This is a genomic window from Thermoanaerobaculia bacterium (assembly GCA_035260525.1).
In the GTDB taxonomy this organism is placed as follows: domain Bacteria; phylum Acidobacteriota; class Thermoanaerobaculia; order UBA5066; family DATFVB01; genus DATFVB01.
This window is the reverse complement of the sequence record DATFVB010000257.1, coordinates 1-7,773: the sequence shown is the minus strand read 5'-3', so window position 1 is coordinate 7,773 and position 7,773 is coordinate 1. Positions and strand designations below refer to the sequence as shown.

The 7,773-nt window shown below is 70.7% G+C and carries 6 protein-coding genes; 3 read left to right on the top strand and 3 right to left on the bottom strand.

Annotated features, from left to right (window positions below; all coding sequences use genetic code 11):
- The 3 genes from VKH46_12605 to VKH46_12595 form a co-directional block, all read left to right on the top strand.
- Positions 1–832: deoxyribonuclease IV (locus tag VKH46_12605; GenBank protein ID HKB71679.1), on the top strand; the 832-nt coding region annotated here is incomplete at its 5' end.
- Positions 833–942: 110 nt separating this feature from the next.
- Positions 943–1,416, top strand: a complete 474-nt coding sequence (locus tag VKH46_12600) for a hypothetical protein (protein ID HKB71678.1) — start codon at positions 943–945, stop codon at positions 1,414–1,416.
- Positions 1,416–2,750, top strand: coding sequence for a hypothetical protein (locus VKH46_12595; GenBank protein ID HKB71677.1), 1,335 nt, complete (start codon positions 1,416–1,418; stop codon positions 2,748–2,750). Before VKH46_12600 ends, VKH46_12595 begins: the two co-directional genes overlap by 1 nt.
- Here the strand turns inward: VKH46_12595 and VKH46_12590 are convergent.
- From VKH46_12590 to rseP, 3 genes are all read right to left on the bottom strand, one after another.
- The gene (locus VKH46_12590; protein HKB71676.1) at positions 2,747–5,071 is read right to left on the bottom strand and encodes a YfhO family protein; all 2,325 of its coding nucleotides are present in this window, start codon (positions 5,069–5,071) and stop codon (positions 2,747–2,749) included. The genes VKH46_12595 and VKH46_12590 overlap by 4 nt on opposite strands.
- A 24-nt stretch (positions 5,072–5,095) precedes the next feature.
- On the bottom strand, positions 5,096–6,703 hold the full coding sequence (locus VKH46_12585; protein ID HKB71675.1) for a hypothetical protein: 1,608 nt from the start codon (positions 6,701–6,703) through the stop codon (positions 5,096–5,098).
- A gap of 345 nt (positions 6,704–7,048) precedes the next feature.
- Positions 7,049–7,773, bottom strand: a 725-nt coding sequence (gene rseP / locus VKH46_12580; protein ID HKB71674.1) for an RIP metalloprotease RseP, incomplete at its 5' end; no start/stop codon positions are given.

Below are 7,773 nucleotides of genomic sequence, written 5' to 3'. Positions count from 1 at the left end.
CCCGAACGCCGTCGATCGCGCGGTCGCGACGGGAAGCCGCGTCCTCCAGATCTTCGTCAAGAACTCGAACCGGTGGGTCGGCAAGGAGATCACGGACGAGGAGGCGGCGGGATTCCGCGCGGCGCGCGCGAAAGCCGGACTGCTGGCCGTCGCCGCGCATTCCTCGTATCTCATCAACGCCGCCGGCGGTAACGCCGCTCTCCGCCGCCGCTCGACGGCGGCTCTGGCGGAGGAGCTCGAACGGTGCGAGCAGCTCGGCGTCCCCGCACTCGTCCTCCATCCCGGCTCGTGCGGCGAGAGCGGCGTCGCCGCGGGAGTGCGGCGCGTCGCCCGCATGCTCGACGATGCTTTCCGGCGAGCGGATTCGCGGACGGCCATCTGGCTCGAAACGGCGGCCGGGCAGGGAGCGTGCGTCGGCGCGCGATTCGAGGAGCTTCGCGACGTGATCGGGGCCTCGAAGCAGCCGGAGCGCCTCGGCGTCTGTCTCGACACGTGCCACGTCTTCGCCGCCGGCTACGAGCTGCGGACTCCGGACGGATACGCGGAGACGATCGCGGCCTTCGATCGCGCGCTCGGGCTTTCCCGGCTCCGCGCGATGCACGTCAACGACTCGAAGAAGGACCTCGGGTCGCGCGTCGACCGCCACGAGCACATCGGGAAGGGGAAGATCGGAGACGCCGGATTCCGGAACATCATGACCGATCCGCGCCTGGCGGCAGTGCCCAAGTTCCTCGAAACGCCGAAGGATAAGGACCTCGACTGGGACCGGAAGAACCTCGCGAAGCTGCGGAGGCTGGCGGGGATCCGCACGCGGGCGACTCGCCGTCCGTAGAATAGGCTGATCACGGATCGAAAGGATTGCGCCGCGGCCGCGCGTATCGCGGGCAGGAGCGGGGAGAGGGCCGCCAGAGGCCGCACTCCGCCCGAACGGCGCGTCGATCGATGAAGAGCGCGAGGGGAAGAGTCGAACCGACTTTTCCGCGATTCGATACGAGCATCCTCGTTCCCGCTCTCGTCGCCGCCGCGCTTCTCGGCACGACCGCCGCGTGGATCCGGAGCCGCGGACCCGTTCGTCTGGCACGGCCGCCCACGGTGCTCTCGAACGACCATCCCGCGGTTCGTCCGATCGCTCCGATGCTGGTTTTCCTCGACGAGGTCCACGCCCGCGTCCCGGCAGGCGCCCGGGTCGCCTTCATCACCCCCGCACGCGACGACGGAACGCTTTCGCGGGATTTCCTGATCGCGGTCGGACGGCTGCCGGAGCAGCGGGTGATCCCGATTTTCCACGACGCGGACAAGGCGGCGTCGATCGACGTCGCCGATTTCGTCGCCGCCTACGGATTCCCGCTAGACTCGCCGAACCTGGGGAGCGAGGCGGTCTTCGGCGGCGGTTACCTGTACCGGGCCGCCCGGTGATGACGGCGGGAGCAAAGTTCCTTCTCGCCCTGCTGGCGATTCCCGCGATCGGCGCGGGCGTGCTCTTCGCAGCCCGCCGACGTCTTCCGGGCCTCGCGGCGCTCCTGGGGGCGAGCACGGCCGTGGGCATCGCGGCGCTGTCCTTCGAGATGCTCGCGTTCTCGCTCCTGGGCTGGAAGTGGACGCTCCCCCTCCTCCTGGCTCCCGCCGCGATCGCGGCCGTCTGGCGAATGTCTCGGAAGTCTTCGCTGTTGCTCGCTCCGTCCCTCCCCGGCCGCCGAGCCGCGCTGGGCCTCGCCGCGGTCGCCCTGATCCTCGCCGCGTACGCTGCCGGGACCGCACGGGCGACGTCTTCCGACCTGATCCTCTTCTGGGGAGCCAAGGGCGAGCAGTTCGCCCGGGCGCGGACCCTGGATTTCGAATTCCTGCGTCGCCCGGAGCTCTACCTGATGCATCCCGACTACCCGCCCGGCCTTCCCTTTCTGCTCGCGTTCGGAACGATGGCCGCCGGACGCTTTCCGTGGGGCGCGTCGCTCCTCGTCATGCCGGGAATCCTCGCCGCGACGGCCGCGATCTTCAAGGCCGGCGCCGAAGCGCGGCTCCGAGACCCCGAAGCGGCCTCGTGGCTGACCGTGCTCTTCACCGGAACGCTGGTCCTGACGAACCTCGTGAGCATGACCGCCGGAAACGCGGACTCCGAACTCGTCCTCTTTGAAACCGCGGCCCTCGCCGCTCTCCTCTCGATTCGGGAGCACCGACTGGCGGATTGGTCGGCCGGCCTCGCGCTCGCCGCCGCGGTCCTGACGAAGCTCGAAGGCGTCTTCTTCACCGGGCTCGTCCTCTCGGGTGTCCTGATCTTCGGCGGCGGCCGATGGGCGGCGCGCCTGAAATCGGCCGTTCGCATCCTGGCCGCTCCCGTGGTCACCTTCCTGACGTGGTACGCGCTCTGTCGCGCGCACGGCCTCCTCGACATGTTCCGCGGCGGCCCCTTCGGCGCCTTCACGCTCCGAAACTTCTGGCGCATTCCTCCGGCGATGGCCGTCTCCGCCCGCTACGACTCCGCGTACCTGCCGTGGATCGCTCTGCTGGCCGCAGCCTTCGTGTTCCGGCGGTTCGGGCGGGCGATGCTCCCTCTCTGGACCGCCGCCGGCTTCCTGGCGGTCAACGTGTTCTTCTACCTGCACGGAACGCGCGATCCGACGGAATGGATCGGCTGGTCGGCGGCGAGGACGCTGATCACCGTCCTCGTATGCGGGTTTCTGTCGATCGGACGGGCTCGAGTGTCGGAGGCGCCGGGCGAAGCTGAGCCCTTCCCCGTTCCCGCTCGAACCTAACGGCCCACCCGGATGAAGAGCGCGGCGGCGAGAACGGCCGCTGCCGCCAGAGCGAGACCGATACGGAAGGACGTCGGCCGGTACTCGAGACGGATGCGATGCCGGCCCGCGGGCACGCGAAATCCGACGAAGGCGTGGTTGGCGAAGCGGATCGGGAATCGTGTATTACCCTCGCGCGCCCGCCACCCTTTCCAGTTCGTTTCGGACGCAACGATCCACGCCGGCGCGGCGGCGTCGACGCCGAGCACGAGGTCGGGGCCGTCCTCCCGGACCACCACCGACGCCGCGCCGTTTTCGACCTCGCGCGGCCTTTCGCCCGGCGCCTCGATCCAGGCGACTCCGGAGAAGTCGGTCTCATGCTCCATCTCGGCGATGGTCCGCGAGGGATCGCCCACGAACCGGACGCGGCGCGGCGCAAACGCCCGCGGAAGGACGCCGGGGCTCTCGAAGATCGAAAGCGACGGACCGCGCTCGACCTCGCGCCAGCCGGACGGGGCAACCGCGGACGGGTCTGACGCGACGTACCGGACGTTCAAAAAGCGAAGGAAAGGACGGGCGGGATCGTCGATGCGATTGAACCAGAGGCGCTGAGGCGTCGACCAGAGGGGAAACGTCTCGCCGAGCCGAACGTTGTTGATCCCTTCGTACCCGCGGACGTCCTCGAGCCCGTAGAGCGAGGACTGGTTCGGCCGCAGGGCGTCGCCGAGGCCGGCGATTCTCCACGGCGCATCGCCGCGCGCAAGCCGTTCGAGCTCGGGGATCGGAGGATGGAAGTCGGCCGCCCGAAACGTCGGCGAGGGCCGCGGCGTCTCGGCCGATCGGACGAGCAGGAAGAGCGCGAGCGCGGCGGGCGCGAGAACCGCCGGCCGGCGCCGCGCCGCGAGCCATCCCAGAAAGAGAAGAACGATGCCGCCGCAGAAGAAGGCCGCCGAGCGCACGAGCGGACCCGGGTCGACGCCGTGCGCCGCGAGCGCCGGACGCCGCCACAGGGCGACGGCGCCAGCCGCCGCCGCGACGATGGGCAGCAGGAGCGCGCGCCGGAGCGTCGTCCGCGCGAGCTCCTCGAGGCCGATCGCGGCGAGCGCGGCGAGCAGAAATGCGGTCGCGCTCGCGAGCCGGTTGTTCAAGGCGAGCCGGAAGACGGGAAGGCGGTTGACGAGGTCGGCGATTCCGGGGATGCCCGCCGCGATCGCGAGCGTCAGCGCCGCGAGGATCGCGAGCGGCCATTTCTCGCGGCGGCCGGAGAAGAGTCCCATCGCCGCGAGCGCGAGCGCGATTCCGCCCACCGATGCGATCGTCGCGGAGTCGAAGCTCGGAGCCGCAGGGTTGGACGAAGAGAGCCACCGCCCGTAGAAGTCGGGAAAGATCGCGCCGACCGCGCTCTTTGCCGACTCGACCGCGCCGTTCGACGTCCGGCCGGGCGCGGCCGAGAACCGCTGCCGGGCCTCCGCCGTCTGCGGGAGCGCTTCGAGGACGGGAAGCACCGCGGGCGCCGCGATCGCGAACGCGAGGAGACCGGCGCCGACGGCCCCCGCGATCGCGCGGCCGGGCTTCTCGGCGCGCGTGAGCTCCCAGAGAAACCAGAGACCGGCGACGAACGCCACGTGGAAGGCCGACTCCGGGTGTCCCCCGACGAGCGAGAGCCAGAGGGCGCACGCCGCCGCGCCGAATCCGCGCGGCTCGCGCCGGGCCAGCCGGCGCATTCCGGCCATCATGAGCGGCAGCGGCGCGAACGACTGCGCCTGCGGCCATCCCGTCCAGAAGAGGAAGTGGAACGACAGCATCCACGCCGCCCCGCCGAAGAAGGCGAAGACCGGCGCGAGTCCGAGGTCGCGCAGGAAAACGAAGCCGCAGAGCGCCCCGAGGAAGAGCCCGAACGCCGCCGCGAACGTCCGCGCCGTTGCGAGCGGCAGGAGGAGGCCGATGACCGACGAAGGATGGAAGGGGCCGGGCTGCGCCGCGCCCGCCAGCACGTCGCCGCAGAGGATCGACGGGTTCCAGAGAGGAGCGCGGCCCGCGCGCCAGTCGCTTCGGACCGCCGCCTGCCAGGGGACCATCTGGAAGGCCACGTCGGTGAGCAGCCCGTTGCCGTAGTCCCGATGGAGATCCGCCCCGCCCTTCGACGATAGCGGCGAGGCCGCGTACGCAAGATTGAGCGGGCCGAAATACCCGCCGGTCAGCATCGCCTTGCCCGTGACGAGGAGCGGGAGAAGTGCGATCGCCGCGCCCCACGGCAGCGAAATCCGCCGCAGGAACCGCGACGCGAGCCCCAGGGCCGCGGCGCACGTTCCGGCGTAGACGACGATCGGGAGCAGAATCAACTTCCGGTCATTGTAGCGGGTGCGTCAGCGCGGAACGTGGTACAGCCGGATCGATTTCCCGATCCGCGCAAAGGCGTAGTCGTCGAGCCACGCGTACGCCCCGCGGCGCGCGTCGGGGTCCGTCGCGAGCGCGCCCTCCGGCAGCGCGTACCAGCCGGGCGCCCGGCGATCCTCAGCCAACGGGACGAGCTCCGCGCCGCGGTCGGCGAGATGGTTCTGCAGCAGCACCGTTCCGGAAAAGAGGACCGAGATCGGACGGATGTGCCTGCGCGCGATCACGTCCGTCAGGCGAAGCCAGTCCTGCCCCCAGTCGAGATTGCTGTCGCTCAGGATCCGCTCCGGATGCGGCCCCGCCGCCTCGTTGAACCAGGAGAGGTAGTCCGGATGGGCCGCTTCGGCCCCGATCGCCGTCCAGGCGACCAGAACCGCCGCCGCGAACCGCCACTCGGGTTTTCGCGCCATCCGGACCGCGGCGCATCCGGCGGCGGCCGAGAGCGGCACGTACAGCGGCAGGAGGTGACGCACGCCGATGTCGATCGACGACGGGAGGACCGAGAGGAGCATCGCGATCGGCATCAGCGCGGCGTCGAGGGCGCGCCCCTCCCGCCGGCACGCCGCCGCGATCCCGGCGAGCGCGAGCGCCAGGAACGGAATCGGCGTCTTGAAGAAGAGCGCGACCGGAAAGTAGTACCACCAGCCGTGGGTACGCATCCGGCCGAGAAGGAAACCGGGATGCCCGGCGGCGTTCTCCGCCCCGAGCTCCGCCGCGCCGACGAGGAGGAGCGGCGCGGGGACGGGAACGTTCGCCGCGAGCCATACCGCCGCGCCCCGCGCCGCCGGAGGCGCGGCCATGCGCAGGAAGTCGCCGGCGGCGGGATAAGCGCTCGCCGCCGTGCCCACCTCGAAGCGGTACCCGGCCCAGATGATCGAAGAAGCGATGGCCGCAGCGAGCAGGGCGCTCCGGTCGAGGCCGCGCGTCCCGCGGGGGACTCGCCGCGCGGCCGCGACGATTGCGACGGCGATCGCGAAGAACGGGACGAACGAGAACTTCGAAAGGATTCCCGCCGCGGCCGCCGCTCCCAGCGCCGACGCCCGGCCGGGAGTCGGATGGTCCCGCCAGCGGTCGAAGGCGACGAGAGCGAGCGCGAACGTCGCCGCGGCGGCCATGTCGGTCGTCGCGAGGCCCGCATGTGCGCGCACGGGCGGCAGCCACGCGAAGAGCGCGGCCGCGGCGAGGCCGCTCGCGCGGCCGAACCGGCGCGCGGTCCATGCGCCCGTCGCGAGGATCCCGGCGACGAGGAAAACGAGGTTCCCGGCCCGCGCCCGGGCGACGTTCTCGCGGTAGTCGCCGGAATAGAGGACGGCGTTTCCCCGGCTCATGTTGTCGGGAGAGGTCGCCGCCGGAACCGGCGCGCGGGCGAGGGCGAATGGAAGGGCCGCTGCGATGCGGGCGAGGGGCGGATTGTCGGGCTGCGCCGTGTAGGGGCGGCCGTACAGCCAGTCGAGCCCGCAGGCGAGATGCATCGGCTCGTCGTACGTGGCACTGAAGACCCGGCGCGTGGCGGACACTCTCGCGACCGCGAACGCCGCGATCACCGCGTACCCGACGATCACGGCCTTCTTCGCGTTCACGCAAACGGTCTACGCGGCGGCTTTTCCGCTCGTTTGCGTTATCCGCGGCGCAACGCGGCGTATCGACCGCCTGCGGGAATCGCTCCGCGATTTCCCGCAGTCCTGCTACTACGGAGAGAGGAGTTGGCTCGGCGCGTCGGGGCGAGACGCGGAACCCTTCTTCTTCGAGAGGTCGCTTACGGAGTCAGGCGCATGCTGCCAGGTAGGAGAAGAGTGAGGCGCGGCGAGACGTGAGCGAGACGGGATGCGGGTCGCCCGCCACGTCCCGAGGCGTACCGAGAGCGTACGTTGAGGGCGGGGCGGGCGGCACGCGGCCGTATTCGCTCGATGTATCGCCGCGCTTGCCTAGAAGACTTTCAAAATATCGTTATAGATGACGATGCCCATCAGCAACACCAGCAGCACGAAGCCGAACTGCAGGATCCGCTCTTTCACGCGCAGCGAGAAATCGCGGCGGAGCGCTCCCTCGATGACGACGACCGCGAGCTGACCGCCGTCGAGCATCGGCACCGGCAGGAGATTCAGGATCCCGAGCTGGAGCGAAAGCATTCCCATCAACGCGATGAACGGCCCGATCCCCTCCCGCGCCGCCTCCCCCGCGAACTGTCCGATCGCGATCGGCCCCGACATCTGCTTGACCGACGCCTTCCCCTGGAAGAGCTTCGCGAGGACCGCGAGCGTCGCCTGGGTGTCGGTCCGCAGGCTCCGCCATCCCTGGCGGATCGCCTCTCCGGGAGGGTAGCGCTCGATCACTTCCGCCACGTCGGGCTCGAGCTGGACGCCGATCTTCCACGCGCCGCTTTCCTGGCGCGGCCGGACCGCGAGCGAAACCGGCTGGCCGCCGCGCGACACGAGGAAGGTCTCCGGTCCCGGCGCATGCCTCGCCACGGCATCCGTCACGTCCGTCAGGGACTCGACCTTCTCCCCGTCGATGCTCTTGACGAGGTCTCCCGGCCGAAGCCCGGCCTCCTGCGCGGGCGAGCGCGGGAGCACCCTTCCGATCTTCGGCGGGAGCGCCGGCCCGAGACCGGTAAAGCCGAGGTCGAATTTCGAGACCGCGCGCGGAACCA

Bases quoted from the DNA above. Each gene is read 5' to 3' on its own strand.
- VKH46_12595 (HKB71677.1), top strand. From the start codon at position 1,416: ATGACGGCGGGAGCAAAGTTCCTTCTCGCCCTGCTGGCGATTCCCGCG.
- VKH46_12600 (HKB71678.1), top strand. From the start codon at position 943: ATGAAGAGCGCGAGGGGAAGAGTCGAACCGACTTTTCCGCGATTCGAT.